The following is a 16,967-nucleotide window of genomic DNA, read 5'->3' on the forward strand; positions in this document are numbered from 1 at the left end:
CTCAACCTGTCCCGCCGGGGAGGCTCAAGAATCAGCGGGAATAGTCAGGCACCGCGCAATCCACATTCAGGCGGGACGTTGCCCCCTGCCGCCGGAGGCGTCGAACACCATTGACCGCACGGTGCGGGGTCGGCTATCCAGTACGGGTCGCAAACAAAACCGACGAGGGCCTCCGTGGGAATTCTGCTCTTCCTCATGGCCGTGGTGCCGTCCGCCGTGCTCCTGTGGCTGTTCCTGTCGAACGACAGGTATCCCGAACCGGCCGGAGCGTTGATCTCGACCTTTCTGCTCGGGGTGCTCATCGTCCTCGGCATTTACCTGCTCTACCCTTTTCTTTCCCTGATCGCTTCGGCCCTGCCTCCCGGCAACCCCTACCTGATGGGAGCGGGACAGGCGTTTCTCATGGCCGCCCTGCCCGAGGAGTGCTTCAAGCTCATCGCGCTCAGGCGGTATTGCGTCAACCATCCCGCCTTTGACGAGCCCATGGACGGCATCGTCTACGGCGTGACCGTGTCGCTGGGTTTCGCCACGGCCGAGAATCTCCTCTATGTTCTGGACGGCGGTTTGAACGTGGCGGTGGGGCGCGCGTTTCTGGCCGTGCCGTGCCACGCCCTGGTGGGAGCGGTCATGGGCTACCACGTCGGTCTGGCCGCATTCTCGCGCGGAGAGCGGGCCGCGCGGTATCTCAAGGCGCTGGGTCTGGCCGTTCTCTTCCATGGGCTGTATGATTTCGTCCCGCTGACCTTCCGGGCCGCCGAGTCCATGAACGTCGCCATTCCGGGTACCGTGACCGTGGGGTTGAACGTGCTTTTCGGCGTGGTCATGTTCGTATTGGTCCGCTATGTGGCCGTGCTGACCCGAGCCATGAGGACCATGCAGCGTGAGGACGCGCCGCCGAGCTTCGGCTTCAGCCGGGTCCTGCCCAGCCGGTCGCGAACTCTCGACCCGACTCTCAAGCGCAGCCGCTTCAGGCGTTGGCTCAAGGCGTGCCGTGACGAGACCGGCCCCATGGACCTGCTGTTCGCGGCCCTGTGCCTGGTCGGGGTGTTCTGCGCTCTGGCTGGAGCGGCTCATTTGGGCAATCCGGGCGACCCCATGTCCCGCATATCCCTGGCCGTGGCCGTGATTTTTTTCGTTTACGGTCTGGGGTTCGCTGCCCGGGGCATGGGTAAACTGACGGCCGGTATGCTCCGCGATCGGGACGGCAAATGACGATCGGGTGACGTCCGGGCGCGCAGGTTGCGCTTTGGCACGGTATTGGCTATATAGCGACCCCGGCCCAATTCAGGGCCCCGGAAACACCATCTGATACGAGGTACCGCAAGTGATCAGACCAGATTTCGAAAAGATGAATGGGCTTGTGCCCGCCATCGCCCAGGACGCCGAAACCGGCGAGGTCCTGATGATGGCCTACATGAACGAAGAATCATGGGATAAAACCCTGGAGACCGGCGAGGCTCATTACTGGAGCCGCAGCCGTCAGGAGCTATGGCATAAGGGCGGTACCTCGGGCCATACGCAGAAGGTGAAGTCCATCCGCATTGACTGCGACGACGACACCTTGGTACTTCTCATTGAACAGATCGGCGGCGCGGCCTGTCACAAAGGCTACCGCTCCTGCTTCTACCGTGAACTCAAGGACGGCGAGGTGAGCCCGTGTTCGCCCCTCGTCTTCGACCCCAGAGAGGTTTATAAATAATGAGTGAACAATTTCTTCGACTCGGCGTTCCCAAAGGCTCCCTCCAGGATGCGACCCTCAAGCTCTTCGAAAAAGCGGGCTGGAAGATCAAGCTGCACGAGCGCAACTACTTCCCCGACATCGACGACAACCGCATCAAGTGCTCCCTGGCCCGCGCCCAGGAAATGTCCATGTACGTCGAGAACGGCACTTTCGATGTCGGCCTGACCGGCATGGACTGGATTCGCGAGAACAAGTCCGACGTGGTGGTGGTCGACGACCTCATTTACTCCAAGGTGTCCAACCGCAAGGCCCGCTGGGTCCTGTGCGTGCGCGGCGACTCTCCATACAAGCGGCCCGAGGACCTGGAAGGCAAGAAGATTTCCACCGAGCTCATGGGCTTCACCAAGGAATACTTCGAGTCCATCGGCGTGAACGTGGACGTCTCCTTTTCCTGGGGCACCACCGAGGCCAAGGTCGTGGAAGGGCTGTGCGACGGCATCGTCGAGATCACCGAGACCGGCACGACCATCAAGGCCAACGGCCTGCGGATCATCGCCGAGCTGATGCAGACGAACACCCAGATCATCGCCAACAAGGAAGCCTGGGCCAACCCGGAAAAGCGGCAGCTCATCGAGGAGATCAACATGCTCCTCCAGGGCGCGCTGCGCGCGGGCAAGATGGTCGGGCTGAAGATGAACCTGCCCAAGGAAAAGCTGTCCGAACTCAACGGCACCCTGCCGTCCCTGAACTCGCCCACCGTGGCCGAGCTTCAGGACCCCAACTGGCTGTCCGTCGAGGTCATGGTCGAGGAAAAGATCGTCCGCGAGCTGATCCCCAGGTTGGTCAGCTTCGGCGCCGAGGGCATCATCGAATACCCGCTGAACAAGGTCATCTAACCGTTCGGCGCGGCAACGAGAAAGCAAGACGCGGTCCATTTCGGGCCGCGTCTTTTTTTGCATTCGCACCAAAAGCCGCATCCACTCCGTATTGAATAGATGAAAGCCTCCGCCGAAGGCGCTAACGGGTCTCCAAAGGGTCATAACCCTTTGGCCGCCGGAGGCGAAATCATCCGACTATTGCAGCGAAGCGGCTTTCAACTCCTGATTTTCCTCTTCAGGGCGTTAAGGGCGGCTTCCCCTTTTCCCCAATCAATCCTCTCGACTACTACGAACCGGAGGCCGCCTTCCGCCGCTTGCGGACCTTCAGGTTCAGGAATTCCACGAACAGCGAGAACGCCATGGCGAAGTAGATGTAACCGCGGTCGATGTGCTTGTGCATACCTTCGGCCATGAGGAAGATGCCCACCAGGAGCAGGAAGGAGAAGGCGAGCATCTGCACCGTGGGGTGGGCAGATACGAAGTCGGAGACCGGTCCGGCGAAGAGCAGCATGACGCCCACCGCGAGGACAATGGCCGCGATCATGACGGTCAGGTGCTGGGCCATGCCCACGGCGGTGATGACCGAGTCGAGGGAGAAAACCACGTCCAAAAGTACTATCTGGATCATCGCCCCGGCGTATGAGTGTACGGCCTTGGCCACGCCTTTGCCCGGCGGCGGTCCTTCGAGCTTGTCGTGAATCTCGTGGGTGGCCTTGGCCAGGAGGAACAGGCCGCCGGTGAGCAGGACCAGGTCGCGTCCCGAGACGATATGGCCGAACACCGAGAAGAGCGGCGCGGTCAGCCCCATGATGGCCGATATGCCCAGCAGGAGCACGATGCGGCTCAACATGGCCAGGCCGATGCCGAGACGCCGCGCCGTGTCCCTGGACGCCTCCGGCAGCTTGTTCGTGACCACCACCACGAAGACGATATTGTCGATGCCGAGCACGATTTCCAGCCCGGACAGGGTTATGAGCGCAATGAGGTTTTCCAGGGTCCACAATCCTTCGAGCATGACGCGTCCTTGGTCGGAGTTTTGATTTCGCCAGTATGAATAAAGCCGGGAGTGAAATCAATCCGCTCAAGCCGGGACGGCCGCGTAAAGCCCGACCCATCCGCCCATGAAGGTCTGTTCGCAGCGGGCGGAGAGTCCTGCTTGCGCAAGGAGCGGGGCCGCGCCGCCATCGTCCATGTAGCGGCGGAAGAGAGCGTGATGGGTACGCCCGGCCAGTCGTTCGACAAGGCGAATGGCCGCGCCCGTGAACAGGGACCGGTCCGGCGCGGGCGGCAGATAGTCGGCAACGAGGATGAGGCCGCCCGGACGGACCACCCGGTGCGCTTCGGCCAGAATGGCGCGGGCGGCGGACAGGGGCTTTTCGTGCAGGGCGAAACTGATCGCCGCGCCGTTGAAGCTGGAATCGGGCAGGGGCAGGATGGCCGCGTCGGCTCGGATGTAGTGCGCGCCCGGGCGTTTTCGCCGGGCCACGGCGAGCATATGCGGGGAGAGGTCCACGCCGGTAACGGCCAGCCCGAGCCGAAGAGCCTGCGCCGCCATCAGCCCGGTGCCGCAGCACAGGTCCAGGATGGAGCCTCCGCATGGCGCGAGCCTTTGGGCCATGGCCCGATGGACGGGAAGCAGGGCCGGGCCCACGACAGGGTCGTACAGGGTGGCGATGGAACCGTATTCATCCATGCCGCGCACGATAGCATTCCCGGCGTCACGCGTCACCCGTCCCGTAAAGGCGCGGGGAAGGCGCAGGCGGCGTCCCTCGAACGAAAAGCCCCCGGAAGAGTGTTCGCGGGGGCTTTTCGCCCGGTGGAAGCCGGGGCTTATGGGCAGGGAATTCCGGCGCGGAGCTACGGCTTGATGTACCTGAAACCCTTGTTCTGCAATTCCACGAGCTCCACGATACCGGCAGGCACGACGACGCACTCGGGGCAAAGCTGCTCCGGGGCGATCTCGAAGCTCTTCAGGGCGTTGTTGCAGACCTTGATTTCCGCGCCGAGCTGGTGCGCCTCGCTGATTTGCGCGGCATATTCGCCGTCCTTGAGCAGAAGCTGCACGCCCGGCCCGTTGACCACCAGCGACACCGCGGGCTTGGGCCCGGTGAAATGCGCCATGTAGTTCTTGATGTTGTTGAAGGAAATCTTCAACGCCTTCGGATCATGGTCGAAATGAAAAACAACATCGTAGCTCATATGCGTTCCTTGAGTATGTTGAGTGGAGGGGGTTCAAAAGGGGAAATTGGTCTAGATGCGCGTCCGAGCTCCATCCGGACGGCTGTAAGTCTGTACTCCCTTTGCCGGACCTGTCCAGTGTTTAGGGGGAGTGTGGGATGTCCTTCGGGAGATAAGTTGATTTCGCGGGTTAGCTCTTTTCAAGTTCCTGTTAGCTTCCGTCTGTGAGCAAGGTCTCCGATACCTTGGCGGGGCAAATTCGTTTTGCCGCTTCAAAGGCGGCTTCTTCCGTCTTTTTGCTTATGACGGCTTGCTTTCCGCTAAAACTGTCCGAGGCCGGGGCGTCGCTTCGGATGGGTTTTCCGTTAGCCGATAGCTGCACATGCCTGATGATGAAACGGCATCCATCAACCATGAACGGCGTCTCCTCGGTAGATGCATAGACCTTGGCCATTCGTTCCTGCGCCTCTTTCGTAAGGTAGACGATGACGGCATAACTATACCCCTCTTTGGAGGGGCGGTGCCAAGCCTCGCCACGCAAACGCCATATTTCGATTTTGGTTACGTCGGAGCAGGAGAGCGGCAGGATGGACTGCGCCCAGGCGTTGAGGGGCAGCAACAGGACAATGCTCAAGAGGATGGCTGAACGTCTCAATGTAACCTCAAAGGGAACCTTCTTACAGGCCTCTCAAAACAAAGCGGTCACGACGAACCGCCGTAACCGCTTTAAATTTTGGCGCGCCAGGTAGGATTCGAACCCACGGCCGTCGGCTTAGAAGGCCGATGCTCTATCCACCTGAGCTACTGGCGCGTGGGACATTCCATAATCAAGGGGAGCGGCTGAGGTCAAGGATATTCCTTTGGGGCGTTTGCCGCTGATCTCGGGCTGTAGCCGTTTTGGCGGCGGTTTCCGGGGCGCGGGTCAGTCTGTGGCGATCTCTTCCCAGAGAAGTTCCATGATCTGCGACTTGATGCGCGAGAATTCTGGGGTCAGCGAGGCCTTGTGGTCCCGGGGGCGCGGGATGTCCACGGGGACGCGCGCCTTGAGGCGGCCCGGCCTTCTGGACATGATGTAGACGTTGTCGGCCAGCAGGATGGCCTCGTCGATGTCGTGCGTGATGAACAGGATGGTGCTCGACTCCTGGCGCCAGACCTTCAGCAGCAGCTCTTGGAGCAGCAGGCGGGTCTGGGCGTCCAGCGCGCCGAACGGCTCGTCCATGAGCAGCATGGCCGGTTTGTTGGCCAGCACGCGGGCGATGGCCACGCGCTGCTTCATGCCGCCGGATAGTTCCTTGGGCAGGGAATTCTCGAATCCGGCCAGCCCGACCATTTCGATATAGCGGCGGGCGGTCGCGGCGCGTTCGGCCGTGGGCACCCCCTTGAGGCGCAGGCCGAATTCCACGTTCTTCTGCACGGTCAACCAGGGGAAAAGCGTGTAGGACTGGAAAACCATGCCCCGGTCCGCGCCGGGGCCGGTGATGGGGCTGCCTTCGAGCGTGGCTTGGCCCGAAGAGGCCAGCTCAAGTCCGGCCACGATGTTCAGCAGCGTGGACTTGCCGCAGCCGCTCGGACCGACGATAACCGCCAATTCGCCCCGGTCCACGGTCAGGTTGATGTCCTCAAGCGCGGTCACGGGCCCCTTGCCGGAGTCGAAGACCTTGCCCAGATTGTCTATGGAGAGCATGGTCATTGCTTGTCGCTCCAGGGGGTTATGATGCGCCCGAGCAGTTTGAAGAAATAGTCGGTCAAGAGGCCGAGCACGCCGATGATGATGAGACCGGCGAAAATCCGGTCGATGGCCAGGAATCGCTGGGCGCGCAGGATCATGTAGCCCAGGCCCGAGTTTGCGGCCACCAGTTCGGCCACCACCAGATAGGTCCAGGCCCAGCCCACGGTGATGCGCAGGTCGTCCATGATGCCCGGCAGCGCGCCGGGAAACAGGACCAGCCGGTAGGTCTGCGCCCGGTTGGCCCCGAGGGTGGCCGCGGCCCGGCTCAGGTCGGCGGGCACGGAGGCCACGCTGTCCGCGACCATCAGGACCAGTTGGAAAAAGGTGCCAAGGAAGATGATCGCGAACTTCTGGGCGTCGCCGATGCCGAAATAGAGCAGGGTGAGCGGAACCAGGGCGACCACCGGCAGGTAGCGGGCGAACTCCATGACCGGGGCGATCATGTGCGAAGCCCGGCGCGACGTGCCGATGAGCAGTCCCAAGGGCACGGCGGTCACGGCTGCCAGGGACCAGCCGACCATGACCCGGTAGAGGCTGTCCCAGGTGTAGGAAAAGAGGATGCCTTCCTCGAACATTTCCCCGAAGGACAGAAAAACCTTGTGCGGCGGCGGCAGGAACAGCGGCTTGACCGAACCCGTGTAGGCCAGAGCGGCCCAGATGCAGAAGACGGCGGACAGGGACGCGGCCGCCAGCCACGCCCCTTTTCCCGCCGGATATTTTTGTCGCATGTTAATCGGCGTTGACGTAGTCGGAGCTGATGAGCTTGTCCACGCTCACGTCCTTGGTGATGATTCCCTTGGACTTCCAGAAGGATATGGCGCGATCGGCTACTTCGTAGATGCTGTTGGCCGTGGCCTTGTCGAAGAAGACCTTGTTGTCGTCCCTGCCGAGGAAGGTCACGCCCGCGGCCATGTCGGCCATTTCCTGGGTGTCGAGGCCCATGGCCTTGGCCATGATTTCATTGCCCTTGTCCGGGTTCTGCACATACCAGTCGATGGCTTCGTTCCAGCATTTGGTCATCTTGGCCGGGACTTCGGGGTGCTTCGCGACGTAGTCGGCGTTGAGCACGAAGACGTCAACGATGGTCTTGGGCATGTCCTTGGAGGAAACGAGCACGTGGCCGCCCTCGCGCTGGCCCGCGTTGGCCAGCCAGGGCTCCCAGGTCACGGCGGCGTCGATGCGTCCGGCCACGAAGGCCGCGCCTGCGTCCGAAGCGCCCATCTCCATGATGTTGATATCCTTTTCGTCCACGCCGTATTTGTCCAGGATGGACAGGAAGAAGAAGTAGGAGGTGGAGGACTTGTCCATGCCCACGGTCTTGCCCTTGAGGTCGGCCACGGTCTTGACCTCGCCCGAGGCGACCACGCCGTCGCCGCCCGAGGATTCGTCCATGCCGAAGACCACGACCTCGGGAGTGCCCTTGGCGTAGTGGATGACCTCGCGGTCGAGCACGTTGCCCAGGCCGTCGATGTTGCCGGAGGCCAGCGCGGCGGCGTACTGGGCCTCGTCCTCGATGATGACGATGTCGACGTCCAGGCCTTCCTTGTCGAAGCAGCCGAGTTCCTTCGCAATATAGAGCGGGCCGTAGCCGACCCAGGTGGCGTGGGCAACCTTGACGGGTGTGCCGGCGAAGGCTGTGGAAGCACAGAGAACAAGTGCGCAGGCCAACAGGACGATGCGTTTCATGATATCCCCCTCCAGGGCTTTTGGAATGAAAAATTCTATCGACCGTACACCGCCGGACCCCTCCGCGCGCGTATCAGTCCGGATTTTCGGCAATCCGCATTTTGTCACCTGATAGTTCACTTCCGTTCCACGTGCAACAATTTCGATCATCAAACGCCGGTTAGGACTGGTGGAATGCCTCGGAAATCACGATTTTCGCATTTTCGGCAAAATCTTTACGGCGAACGCGGCTAGCGGATTTCCCAGTCCTGCACGTCTCCGTCTTCAAGGACGAAAAGGGGGTGGGGCGCCGGGTGCTGGCCGTGCAAGTCGTTGAAGCGGTCCGGGGCGCGCCGCCGGAGCTTGTCGAGCAGGTGGAGCCATTCGTAGCCGAGCTGGCCGGTGGTTTCGCGGATGGGGGCCGCTGCGGCGCGCTCGTCGATCTTGGAGGCGTCGAAGTTGTACCCCCGTTCGCGGGCTTCGCCCAGGATGGCCGCGAGATAGGCGTCGATGGCGGCCAGCGGGTCGGGGTGGGCGCGAAAGCGGATGAGCTGGGGGTGTCTGGTATAGCCCCTGGTCTCGCCGCGCAGGACCTTGCGGGCGAGAAGCCCTTCGCGCCAGACGGCGGTCAGCCCCTTGGTGTCGAGGAACCGGGGATGGAGGGTCCACAGCCGCAAGGGGCGCTACCTCGTCTCGGCCAGGTAGCCCAACTCGCGGGAGAAGTCGTTGGTATCGGCCGGGCGGCCGTGGAGCAGGTGCCCGAGGCGCATCATGTCCCCGGCCGGGAAGTCCTTCTGCCAGCGGGCGTAATAGCCGGTGAAGCCGTACATCCAGAGCATTTCCGAAGCCTGCGTGAAGACCTGTCCGGCAAGCTTGTCCCAGGTGGTCGAGGTCTCTATCTTCCAGACCGGGTATTCCTCGCCGCCCACCTCGCGTTTGCCCTTGAAGTCGACCGCGATGTCGAGCACGCCGTTCGGCCGGGGGGTGATGACCCAGTAGTAGAGCCAGCCCTCGCCGCCCCATTCGAATTCGGTGTGCCGATAGTCCGTTTCCATGTCGGTGGGCGCGTCCAGGCCGCGGACGTCGCACAGGCAGCGGAACAGGTCCTTGATGGGCTCGGAAAAATTGGAGTTGACGCTCAGGTCGAAGTGGGAATCGCCTGAAACCAGGCGGGCTTCCAGCCATCCGGCCCGCGCTTCGGTCAGGAAGATTTCAAAACGTTCTTCAGACATTACGCCCTCCATATCACGTTATGACGGCACATTACACAACTCGTGCCGGTTAGGCAAAGGGTGCGTGCGCGGAACGCTCTGGACGCGTCGAATCCTTGTCAAAAAAAGGTTTACAGTGTGCGCTATTTCCGATACGTACATGGCTCTTCTTATAATGGGAGAATGGCTATTTCATAAGTTGTTTGAATCGCACGTTTTCCTGTCTAAGAACGTAAAGATGTCGGGATCGGCCGCACGCGTCGACCGAGTGAACGGGGCTCGCCTGCCTCGGAAACGATGACCCGCCAACTCGGAACCCTCATCTTGAAAATATACGTTAATACTACTTTGCCCGAGGTCCGTTGTGGAGGTAACCCATGGAAAAAACTAATGAATCTGTTGAAATGCCCGAAATGGAAATGAATTTCGCCGACGCGCTCGACGAGTATCTGAATTCCGATTTCGGTGATCTGGACGAGGGAACCATTGTTTCCGGTGAAGTCGTCAAGGTCGACAAGGACTACGTGCTCGTCGACGTGAACTTCAAGTCCGAAGGACAAATCCCCGTTTCCGAATTCACCGAGGCTGACGGCACCGTGGCCGTTTCCGTCGGTGAGAAGGTCGACGTTTTCGTCGCCCGCAAGAACGAAGCCGAAGGCACCATCTACTTGTCCCGCGACAAGGCCAAGCGGATGCAGCTTTTTGATAAACTGGAAGAACTCCAGGAGAAGGACGGCGAAGTCGTCGGCCGGATCATCCGCCGCATCAAGGGCGGCTACACCGTCGATCTGGGCGGCGTCGAGGCATTCCTGCCCGGTTCCCATGTCGATCTGCGTCCGGTCCCCGACATGGACGCCCTGGTCAACCAGGAATTCGATTTCAAGATCCTCAAGATCAACCGCCGCCGCTCCAACGTCATCGTTTCCCGCCGCGTGCTCCTCGAAGAGATGCGCAGCGAACAGCGCGACAAGCTGCTGGAAACCCTCGAAGAGGGTCAGGTTGTGGAAGGCAAGGTCAAGAACATCACTGAATACGGCGTGTTCATCGACCTGGGCGGCCTCGACGGCCTGCTGCACATCACCGACATGTCCTGGAAGCGCATCAAGCATCCCAAGGAAATGGTCGGCCTGGGCGACGATCTCCAGCTGAAGATCCTCAATTTCGACCGCGAAGGCCAGAAGGTTTCCCTCGGCCTGAAGCAGCTCGTTCCCGATCCGTGGGAGAACATCGCCGAGAAGTACCCCGAGGGTTCCCGCTTCACCGGCGTCATCACCAACCTGGCCGACTACGGCGCGTTCGTCGAGCTGGAGAACGGCGTCGAGGGCCTGGTCCACATCTCCGAGATGTCCTGGACCCGCAAGCTCCGTCACCCGTCCCAGATGGTCAAGGTCGGCGAGGAAGTCGAAGTCGTCGTCCTCGGCGTGGACCCGGACAAGAAGCGCATCTCCCTCGGCATGAAGCAGATCTCCCCGAATCCGTGGGATGTCGTGGCCGAGAAGTACCCCGAGGGCACCGTCCTTGAGGGCGCCATCAAGAACATCACCGAGTTCGGCGTGTTCATCGGCATCGAAGAGGGCATCGACGGCCTGATCCACGTGTCCGACATCTCCTGGACCAAGAAGATCCGCCACCCCTCCGAGGTCTACAAGGTCGGTGATTCCGTCCAGGCCAAGGTCCTCACCGTCGACAAGGAGAACGAGAAGTTCACCTTGGGCGTGAAGCAGCTGACCGAAGACCCGTGGTCCCAGGTTCCGGCCAAGTACCCCGTGGGCCAGAAGGTCACCGGCGTCGTCACCAACATCACCGACTTCGGTCTCTTCGTCGAGGTCGAGGAAGGCATCGAAGGCCTGGTTCACGTTTCCGAGATCAGCCGCAAGAAGATCAAGTCCCCTTCCGAGATGTTCAAGGAAGGCGACACCATCGAAGCCAAGGTCATCCACGTGTCCGCCGACGAGCGTCGTCTCGGCCTGTCCATCAAGCAGACCAAGGAAGAGCCCGTCCGCACCGGCGGCAGCAAGTCCAAGTCCTTTGGCGGCGACAGCGTGAGCGCCGGATCCACTCTGGGCGACCTGCTCCGCGAGAAGCTTGAGGAAGCCGCCGGGGACGCCCTGGCCGCTGCCGAAAAGGAAGAAGCCGCAGCAGCCGACGAGGTTGTCGAAGCCGAGGCCCCGGCCGAGGAAGAAGAGACCAAGTAGGTTGAAGCGTCATGCGCATGGCAGGAACCAAAGACCGTTTCTCCCAGCGCCACCCCTTCTTGTTTGGGGTGATGATGATTATATTGGCCATGGCCCTCATAACGGGGGTCATGGCCTTTTTCCGCGCCATGGGGTGGATGCCCGGCTCCTTCGCCCTGTCGGGCGACAAGATCGGCGTTGTCCACGTGGACGGCATGATCCTCGACTCCTCGCGGGTCGTCGACTTCATCCGCACGCTTGAGGAGGACAATTCCGTCAAGGGCGTGCTTCTGCGCGTGGATTCCCCCGGCGGGGCCATTGCGCCCTCCCAGGAAATCTACGCGGCGGTCAAGAAACTGAACGCGGTCAAGCCGGTCGTCGCCTCATACGGCTCCATGGCCGCTTCCGGCGGCTACTACTGTTCCTGCCCGGCGCGGATCATCTACGCCAACTCCGGGTCCATCACCGCCTCCATCGGCGTCATGGCCGAGTTCGTCACCGTGGCCGACGCCATGGAAAAATTCGGCATCAAGCCGGAGGTCCTCACCACCGGCAAGTACAAGGCCGCGGGCACCCCCCTGCGGAACCTGACCGATGCGCAGCGCGAACAGATGCTCGACCTCATGCACGACCTCCACGACCAGTTCGTGGATCACGTGGCCGAGGCGCGCGGCATGGATCGCGCCCGGGTCGCCGCCATTGCCGACGGACGGGCCGTCACCGGCCGTCAGGCCCTTTCCCTGGGACTTGTGGACCGCATCGGCACCCAGTCGGACGCCATCGCCGAGCTCAAGCGGGAATCGGGCATAGAAGGCCGCGCCGCGCTCGTGGAAGGTCCCGTCACCAAACAGTCGTTTGTCCGGGAGCTTATGGGCGCGCTCAAGATCGATCTCACCTCCAGCCTTCATCAGGGCTGGACCTTCTTCTATAAATAAGCGTTTTCCCGACAGGGAAGTCAGGCTCGGAAGGGCCGGTCTCCGCAGGGAACGAGTCCGTTTTCGGTTTGCCACAGGCAACCGCATCCCGGGTTGCGCCGCATGAACGCCGATCCCTTTTCCTTGCCCATGGCGAACAGGGCCGTCGCCAGCGCGTCCGTCTGGACGCAGGTGGGCGCGATCACCGTGACGGCGCGTACCGGCGGTTCGGCGGGGTCGGTTCGGACAAGATGGTCGTATCCCTTGGACGCCCGACTTTCATAGTTGCCGGAAGTCGCGACCGCGCCGGAGCACAGGCGGAAGGTCGACAGGTTCCGGGCCGGGTCGGCCGCGTTTTGGATGCCTACCATCCATCCCGCGGTATTGTCCGGGCCGGTTCGCATGTCGCCGCCCGCATTGACCAGAAAATCGGCTATGCCGCTTTTTTCCAGTTCCCGCGCCGCGATGTCCACAATGCGTCCCTTGGCGATGCCGTCCAGCGAGACGCCCATACCCGTGCGCGTTAGCCGGATGGTGGTGCCGGTCATGACGATGCCGTCGGGGGAAGCCAGGACGCCTAGGTCGCGCCGCACTGGGGCAGGAAGGTCCTCGATGGATCGCGCGCCGTGGGCGGCGAGGGCTTCGAGAACAGGAGCGGTGGCGGGATTGAATCCGTTTCCGGACCGTTTCGATAAGAGGATGGCGTCGCCCAGCAGTTCGGCCACCGGGCCTGGAGCCTCCCGCAACACGCCTTGGGCATTGAGCACTCCCAGCGGGCTGGAGCCGCCGCGTCTCGTGAACAGGGTTTCGGCCCTGCCCATGGCCGCAAAGGCGCGTTCCACGGCCTCGTCCGCCAGGGCGCGGCTTGCATTGCGGACGGAAATGGTCGCATAGGTGCCCATCATCAGCCGTGTTTCGGTGCGTTCGGGAAGCTCCCGTCCGAGGACCGCGCCGGTCAGTCCGGCAAAGGGGGCGGCGCAGGCGATTGCGCCGAACGCGCCCAGGGCTCCGAGAAATACGCGTCTGCTAACCATCGAGATCGGTCTCCTTCAAGATGTCGTCCAAATTGAATTCCTGGCTTTTTTCCGGTGAGGATTCGGATGGAATCCCCTGCGCGTTCGCCGGGGCGTCCGACGCGGATTCGATGCCGCGCACGTAGCGCACGGAAGCCAGGTCCCGCTCCGCGCCTTCCTTGATCTGGCTCGTCAGCTCGAAGCCGCAGAGGCCGACAAAGGCGATGAAAAGCGCCAAGGTGAATATTTTTTTGAAGGTCATGACTGTTTCTCCTTCTTCCATCCGTGAGTGAGCCAGTTGCGCATGAAGGCGAGGTAGTCGAAAACGGGCGTGGCCGGACACAGGAGCGCGCACCAGGGCCGTTTGACCACCAGCGACGCCACCAGGATCAGCACGGTGAGGGCGAAAATCGCCGCGGAGCCGATGAAGGAAAAGGCCATTCCGAAGGGCGTGTATTCGGCGTCGGAAGGGTTGCGGAAATAGAGCGCGGCACTCAGGGCCGTCAGGGCAAACCCTCGGGAAACCCATTTCATCCAGGCCGTTCTTTCGGGCGGAGTCCTTTTGGTGATCCTGCCCAGTCCCTCCTGTAGGCCGCCGAAGGGGCAGATCATGGCGCAGTACAGGTTTTTCTTCGTGAGGAAGAACACGGCGAAGGCCAGGACGAGGCAGAGCAATGCCGTGTAGGAAGCCAACCCCTTGGCCCAGAATCCGGCCAGGAGCAGGACGAGTGAGGCGAGGGAAGGCTGGGTTCCGTACAGGAAGCCGAGTATCGCCGTGGCCGCAGCCAGCAGGCCCAGCCGGGCGTATGTCTTGTTCCAGCGGAAGAAGCGGCTGGAAATGAGGAGCGCGGCGAGGAACAGGGCGATCGTCAGGCCCGCCTTGAGTATCTCGTCAGGGGAAACGGCGGTCGGGCCGTCGCTCCCGGCGGTTCCCCGGATGCGCGCGACGGCTTTGTTGGCGGCCTTTATCATGGCCGTGGAGGAGAGGGTCGCGCCGGTGACGGCGTCCACCTTGGGCGGTTTCGCCGCGTCCGCGCCGAGGAAGGCGTCCAGCACGCCCGCGTCCAGCACGCGGCTGACGTAGGTGGTGGTGTCGGTGGTGTCGACGAGGGCGATACGCTCTATCACCCCGGACGAGTTCATGACCACGGCGACCTGGAGCGGGCCGCCGTATCCGGGATGCTCGGCCACGGCGATGCAGAGCTTGTCCCCGGCGTCTCCGCGGCGGTGCCCCTCGTAGACCGAAGGGCCGATCTGCCTGACGCCGACGATTTCCTCGGATATGTTGCCGATGCGTTCTAGGGTCGCCCCTTTAGAGCGCACTCCGCCCGCGACCCATGCGGCGAGCAGGATGATGAGGGCGGCGATGGCCGATATTCGTTCGACGGTCTTTCCGGACAAACTCGCGTCTCCTTGGAAAAATGTCGGCGGCCCGCACGAGGGGCGGGCCGCCGGTTGTGATCTTGTCTTAGCCCTGGGTGGGCTTTTTCATGACGAACAGGCGAACGGCGATGGCCAGGCAAATGACCACCGGCAGGCCGAGCACGCCGATGAAGTACCATCCTGCGATGGATTCGAACTCGCCCATGAGGGTCGTGCCGCCCGCGACGACGGCGCACAGGGAGGCGAAGCCTGCGTAGAGCAGGGCCACCTGCCACCAGACCGGCTTGCGGCCGCGGGATTTGAGCCATTCCACAAGTCCCATGACGATCAGGACCTGCAACGCGCCCATGACCATCCAGAATATGTAGTTGAGCATCGTGGTTCCGGGAAACATATTTTGACTCCTTGTTGATTTCGTCCGATGGAAGGCCGTCGCCTATTCCATCCCGTGGTATTCCCAATCCTTTTCGATTTCGAGGAAGTTTTCGGGCCGCATCCACCACGGCGGATTGTGGTAGGAAGCTTCCTTGCCGCCGTCCCAGTCGGAGCGGTAGTCCTCGGCCTCGTGGAACTTGAAGAAGTTCTTCTGCATGGTCAGCAATCCCTGGGAAACGAGCCCTGTGGGGTCGCGGGGTTCCGCCTCGCGGGAGATGGCGTGAATCCACGTGTTCTTGCGCGAATAGGGGCAGACGCCGATGCAGACGCGGCAGCCGAGGCCGTCCTGGGTGGGGCCGCTGGCCCACTGCTGGTAACATTTCTCTTCGTTCAGCTTCCAACGCTTGAAGCCGCGCACCACGGTCTGGGGTTCGTCGTCGAAGGAGATGGCCCCGGACGGGCATTGTTCGGCGCAGATCTTACACTTCTTGCAGAAGTCGGCCATCTTGACGTCGATCGGCTTGTCGTACTCGAATTCGATGTTGGTCACGATGGCGGCCGGACGGAAGTTCGAGCCCAGCTCCGGCACCATGACCACGCCCGCGCGGCTGTACTGGCCGAGTCCGGCGAGTTGCACGTAGGGGCTCATCATGATCTCGTAGTTGGAACCCGGGAACTGCGCCCGCGCCGGGTATCCGAGCTCGCGGATGAACCGTTCCATGAGGCTCGCCGCGCACCGGGAGCGGAAGTACGCGTCGAACGAGGTGGAGTAGCCGATGGCTGAATAGGTGCCGTCCCAGTTCATGGGCACGCCGAAGATGATGATGGACTTCCAGTGCTCGGGCACCTTGTCGCCCCAGGTGTAGTGCCCCTTGTCCGGCATACCGCGCATGAGGCCCTTGAACATGAAGCGCGGGTCGAACTTGGTGATGCCCACCAGGGACATGCCGAACTGGTGCGCGACGCGCTTGATGAGCACGGACGCGTGCTTCGGCGACTTGAATTCCAGCGGCTTTTCCCGCCAGATGCCCCGGAAATCCCAGTCCTCGGGCGGAATGGGCTTGCCGGTGCGCATGTGCTCGTCATGCGGGTCCTCCGGAATGCGCTGGACGTGGCCGGGCAGCTCCATGCCGCCGAGCCGCAGGGCCATGTTGTAGGCTCCGGCCAGGGCGTACCGCTTGTTCTTGTCCTTCTTCCATGCCTCCGCCCGCTTGACGTTGCGCTTGAGGGTTTCGAGCATGATCTCCAACTCGCCGGGGCGCGCGCGGTAGTGGTCGCCGACCGGTCCGGGCAGCGCCTCCACGCCCATGTCCGGCGTCCATTTGCCGCTCTTGATGATGTCCACCAGCGCCCGCAGACGCAGGAAGAGATACTCGGTCCATTCGGGCCGCTCCACCTTGCCCACCGGCTCCATCATGACCGGCACGTCGCAGCGGAACGGCTCGCGGTTGAAGAACTGGTCGCCGCCCTGGTAAGTGCGCCCATAGCCGGTGTAGGCGTCGTCGGAGCGGCCCACGGCAAACCCCGCGCCCGCTGCTCCGGCCATGGTGGCCGCGGCAGCCGCCACGCCGCCGAATTTCAGGAAGTTGCGGCGGGAGACTCCCTTCTTCTCCCCGCCGGGCTCTCCGGCGTCGTTTCTGTTTTCCCCGGCTTCCGCGTCGGCGGTGTCCGTCACGCGGTTTTTCGGGTCGTTGATGATATCCAATGCGTTTTGCTCATTTGCCATGTCGTACCTCCTGGGCAAAATGAAGTCGGTATCTCTGTGT

The 16,967-nt window shown here is 62.2% G+C and carries 19 protein-coding genes and 1 tRNA gene; 5 read left to right on the forward strand and 15 right to left on the reverse strand.

Features of this window, described 5'->3' with window-relative positions; all coding sequences use genetic code 11:
- Nucleotides 1–174: 174 nt before the first annotated feature.
- The 3 genes from PSN43_RS01730 (at nucleotide 175) to hisG (ending at nucleotide 2,577) form a co-directional block, all read left to right on the forward strand.
- Nucleotides 175–1,212, forward strand: coding sequence for a PrsW family glutamic-type intramembrane protease (locus PSN43_RS01730; protein ID WP_272698988.1), 1,038 nt, complete (start codon nucleotides 175–177; stop codon nucleotides 1,210–1,212).
- Nucleotides 1,213–1,324: 112 nt separating this feature from the next.
- Nucleotides 1,325–1,699 carry a phosphoribosyl-AMP cyclohydrolase gene (hisI, locus tag PSN43_RS01735; RefSeq protein WP_272698989.1) on the forward strand — a complete coding sequence of 125 codons (375 nt, stop codon included), beginning with the start codon at nucleotides 1,325–1,327 and terminating at the stop codon, nucleotides 1,697–1,699.
- Complete coding sequence (hisG, locus tag PSN43_RS01740; protein ID WP_272698990.1) at nucleotides 1,699–2,577, forward strand: ATP phosphoribosyltransferase; 879 nt, start codon at nucleotides 1,699–1,701, stop codon at nucleotides 2,575–2,577. The genes hisI and hisG overlap by 1 nt, the downstream gene beginning before the upstream one ends.
- Before the next feature lie 268 nt (nucleotides 2,578–2,845).
- Here the strand turns inward: hisG and PSN43_RS01745 are convergent, their stop codons facing one another.
- From PSN43_RS01745 to PSN43_RS01790, 10 genes are all read right to left on the reverse strand, one after another.
- Nucleotides 2,846–3,574, reverse strand: coding sequence for a TerC family protein (locus PSN43_RS01745; RefSeq protein WP_272698991.1), 729 nt, complete (start codon nucleotides 3,572–3,574; stop codon nucleotides 2,846–2,848).
- 66 nt (nucleotides 3,575–3,640) lie between these two features.
- On the reverse strand, nucleotides 3,641–4,252 hold the full coding sequence (locus PSN43_RS01750; RefSeq protein ID WP_272698992.1) for a class I SAM-dependent methyltransferase: 612 nt from the start codon (nucleotides 4,250–4,252) through the stop codon (nucleotides 3,641–3,643).
- Between the two features lie 164 nt (nucleotides 4,253–4,416).
- Nucleotides 4,417–4,758: a DsrE family protein gene (locus tag PSN43_RS01755; RefSeq protein ID WP_272698993.1), complete on the reverse strand. Its 342-nt coding sequence runs from the start codon at nucleotides 4,756–4,758 to the stop codon at nucleotides 4,417–4,419.
- A gap of 190 nt (nucleotides 4,759–4,948) precedes the next feature.
- A complete protein-coding gene (locus PSN43_RS01760) occupies nucleotides 4,949–5,371 on the reverse strand; it encodes a hypothetical protein (protein ID WP_272698994.1) in 423 nt (140 codons plus the stop codon).
- A 100-nt stretch (nucleotides 5,372–5,471) separates the two neighbouring features.
- Nucleotides 5,472–5,548 (reverse strand) — tRNA-Arg (locus tag PSN43_RS01765).
- Between the two features lie 111 nt (nucleotides 5,549–5,659).
- On the reverse strand, nucleotides 5,660–6,427 hold the full coding sequence (locus tag PSN43_RS01770; protein WP_272698995.1) for an ABC transporter ATP-binding protein: 768 nt from the start codon (nucleotides 6,425–6,427) through the stop codon (nucleotides 5,660–5,662).
- On the reverse strand, nucleotides 6,424–7,194 hold the full coding sequence (locus PSN43_RS01775; protein WP_272698996.1) for an ABC transporter permease: 771 nt from the start codon (nucleotides 7,192–7,194) through the stop codon (nucleotides 6,424–6,426). The genes PSN43_RS01770 and PSN43_RS01775 overlap by 4 nt, the downstream gene beginning before the upstream one ends.
- Before the next feature lies 1 nt (nucleotide 7,195).
- The gene (locus PSN43_RS01780) at nucleotides 7,196–8,152 is read right to left on the reverse strand and encodes an ABC transporter substrate-binding protein (protein WP_272698997.1); all 957 of its coding nucleotides are present in this window, start codon (nucleotides 8,150–8,152) and stop codon (nucleotides 7,196–7,198) included.
- 230 nt (nucleotides 8,153–8,382) lie between these two features.
- Nucleotides 8,383–8,808: a pyrimidine dimer DNA glycosylase/endonuclease V gene (locus PSN43_RS01785; RefSeq protein WP_272698998.1), complete on the reverse strand. Its 426-nt coding sequence runs from the start codon at nucleotides 8,806–8,808 to the stop codon at nucleotides 8,383–8,385.
- A 6-nt stretch (nucleotides 8,809–8,814) separates the two neighbouring features.
- Nucleotides 8,815–9,363 carry a hypothetical protein gene (locus PSN43_RS01790; RefSeq protein ID WP_272698999.1) on the reverse strand — a complete coding sequence of 183 codons (549 nt, stop codon included), beginning with the start codon at nucleotides 9,361–9,363 and terminating at the stop codon, nucleotides 8,815–8,817.
- Between the two features lie 356 nt (nucleotides 9,364–9,719).
- On the opposite strand from PSN43_RS01790, the gene PSN43_RS01795 reads away from it, so the two are divergent.
- Nucleotides 9,720–11,537 (forward strand): 30S ribosomal protein S1, encoded by a 1,818-nt coding sequence (locus PSN43_RS01795; protein ID WP_272699000.1) that lies wholly within the window; start codon nucleotides 9,720–9,722, stop codon nucleotides 11,535–11,537.
- Between the two features lie 71 nt (nucleotides 11,538–11,608).
- Nucleotides 11,609–12,451 (forward strand): signal peptide peptidase SppA, encoded by an 843-nt coding sequence (sppA, locus tag PSN43_RS01800; protein ID WP_336314020.1) that lies wholly within the window; start codon nucleotides 11,609–11,611, stop codon nucleotides 12,449–12,451.
- 20 nt (nucleotides 12,452–12,471) lie between these two features.
- Here sppA and PSN43_RS01805 read toward each other — a convergent pair whose 3' ends face one another.
- The 5 genes from PSN43_RS01805 to PSN43_RS01825 all read right to left on the reverse strand — a co-directional run bounded on the left by PSN43_RS01805 (nucleotide 12,472) and on the right by PSN43_RS01825 (nucleotide 16,927).
- A complete protein-coding gene (locus tag PSN43_RS01805) occupies nucleotides 12,472–13,464 on the reverse strand; it encodes an FAD:protein FMN transferase (protein WP_272699002.1) in 993 nt (330 codons plus the stop codon).
- Nucleotides 13,457–13,705: a hypothetical protein gene (locus tag PSN43_RS01810; RefSeq protein ID WP_272699003.1), complete on the reverse strand. Its 249-nt coding sequence runs from the start codon at nucleotides 13,703–13,705 to the stop codon at nucleotides 13,457–13,459. Before PSN43_RS01810 ends, PSN43_RS01805 begins: the two co-directional genes overlap by 8 nt.
- Nucleotides 13,702–14,844: an FMN-binding protein gene (locus tag PSN43_RS01815; protein WP_272699004.1), complete on the reverse strand. Its 1,143-nt coding sequence runs from the start codon at nucleotides 14,842–14,844 to the stop codon at nucleotides 13,702–13,704. Before PSN43_RS01815 ends, PSN43_RS01810 begins: the two co-directional genes overlap by 4 nt.
- 67 nt (nucleotides 14,845–14,911) lie before the next feature.
- Nucleotides 14,912–15,220, reverse strand: a complete 309-nt coding sequence (locus tag PSN43_RS01820) for a hypothetical protein (RefSeq protein WP_272699005.1) — start codon at nucleotides 15,218–15,220, stop codon at nucleotides 14,912–14,914.
- A 42-nt stretch (nucleotides 15,221–15,262) separates the two neighbouring features.
- Entirely contained in the window at nucleotides 15,263–16,927 is a 1,665-nt protein-coding gene (locus tag PSN43_RS01825) for a 4Fe-4S dicluster domain-containing protein (RefSeq protein WP_272699006.1), read from the reverse strand.
- Nucleotides 16,928–16,967: the final 40 nt, after the last annotated feature.

It is taken from the genome of Desulfovibrio sp. Fe33 (genome assembly GCF_028532725.1).
Classification (GTDB): domain Bacteria; phylum Desulfobacterota; class Desulfovibrionia; order Desulfovibrionales; family Desulfovibrionaceae; genus Pseudodesulfovibrio.

What these genes read in the sequence shown, in the direction of transcription:
- hisG (WP_272698990.1), top strand. Translation starts at nt 1,699, where the DNA reads ATGAGTGAACAATTTCTTCGACTCGGCGTTCCCAAAGGCTCCCTCCAG.
- PSN43_RS01745 (WP_272698991.1), bottom strand. Translation starts at nt 3,574, where the DNA reads ATGCTCGAAGGATTGTGGACCCTGGAAAACCTCATTGCGCTCATAACC.
- PSN43_RS01750 (WP_272698992.1), bottom strand. Translation starts at nt 4,252, where the DNA reads ATGGATGAATACGGTTCCATCGCCACCCTGTACGACCCTGTCGTGGGC.
- PSN43_RS01755 (WP_272698993.1), bottom strand. Translation starts at nt 4,758, where the DNA reads ATGAGCTACGATGTTGTTTTTCATTTCGACCATGATCCGAAGGCGTTG.
- PSN43_RS01770 (WP_272698995.1), bottom strand. Translation starts at nt 6,427, where the DNA reads ATGACCATGCTCTCCATAGACAATCTGGGCAAGGTCTTCGACTCCGGC.
- PSN43_RS01775 (WP_272698996.1), bottom strand. Translation starts at nt 7,194, where the DNA reads ATGCGACAAAAATATCCGGCGGGAAAAGGGGCGTGGCTGGCGGCCGCG.
- PSN43_RS01780 (WP_272698997.1), bottom strand. Translation starts at nt 8,152, where the DNA reads ATGAAACGCATCGTCCTGTTGGCCTGCGCACTTGTTCTCTGTGCTTCC.
- PSN43_RS01790 (WP_272698999.1), bottom strand. Translation starts at nt 9,363, where the DNA reads ATGTCTGAAGAACGTTTTGAAATCTTCCTGACCGAAGCGCGGGCCGGA.
- PSN43_RS01795 (WP_272699000.1), top strand. Translation starts at nt 9,720, where the DNA reads ATGGAAAAAACTAATGAATCTGTTGAAATGCCCGAAATGGAAATGAAT.
- sppA (WP_336314020.1), top strand. Translation starts at nt 11,609, where the DNA reads ATGATGATTATATTGGCCATGGCCCTCATAACGGGGGTCATGGCCTTT.
- PSN43_RS01805 (WP_272699002.1), bottom strand. Translation starts at nt 13,464, where the DNA reads ATGGTTAGCAGACGCGTATTTCTCGGAGCCCTGGGCGCGTTCGGCGCA.
- PSN43_RS01810 (WP_272699003.1), bottom strand. Translation starts at nt 13,705, where the DNA reads ATGACCTTCAAAAAAATATTCACCTTGGCGCTTTTCATCGCCTTTGTC.
- PSN43_RS01820 (WP_272699005.1), bottom strand. Translation starts at nt 15,220, where the DNA reads ATGTTTCCCGGAACCACGATGCTCAACTACATATTCTGGATGGTCATG.
- PSN43_RS01825 (WP_272699006.1), bottom strand. Translation starts at nt 16,927, where the DNA reads ATGGCAAATGAGCAAAACGCATTGGATATCATCAACGACCCGAAAAAC.